At 45.3% G+C, this 382-nt stretch carries 1 protein-coding gene; it reads right to left on the reverse strand.

The window, feature by feature from the left end; translation table 11 throughout:
• A partial coding sequence (locus ACLUWI_RS10365) for an RNA-guided endonuclease InsQ/TnpB family protein (protein ID WP_412147246.1) occupies positions 1–382 on the reverse strand: 382 nt, incomplete at both ends.

Here is a 382-nt window from a genome sequence, read left to right on the forward strand (position 1 = left end):
ACTGATGCTCATTGCCAAAGCATGATTTTTTAACAGATTCTTACTCCTCAATTCTTCAGCTACAACGAGATCTTGGTTCTTGATCAGTGCTGTAGACGTGCGTTGGAGAAAATCATGGCGGCGGTCAAATACCCGTGCATGGATCTTAGCGACTAACAAACGCTGCTTCTGATAGTTTTTACTTTCTCGCAAAGAACGCTGCTCTTTTTTAGCCCGGCGCTGTCGGCGTGAAAGAGTGTGCTGTGCTTTAGCTAATTTTCCCTTGATTGTTCGATAGTAGCGTGGGTTGGCGATGGTTCGACCATCACTGGCAGTCAGAAAGTTTTCTGTGTTTAGGTCAATGCCAATTTGCCGATTAGTGCGGCTAAGCTTAGGAACAAAC

Origin of the sequence: Limosilactobacillus mucosae (assembly GCF_046939755.1) — a bacterium.
Lineage (GTDB): Bacteria > Bacillota > Bacilli > Lactobacillales > Lactobacillaceae > Limosilactobacillus > Limosilactobacillus mucosae_A.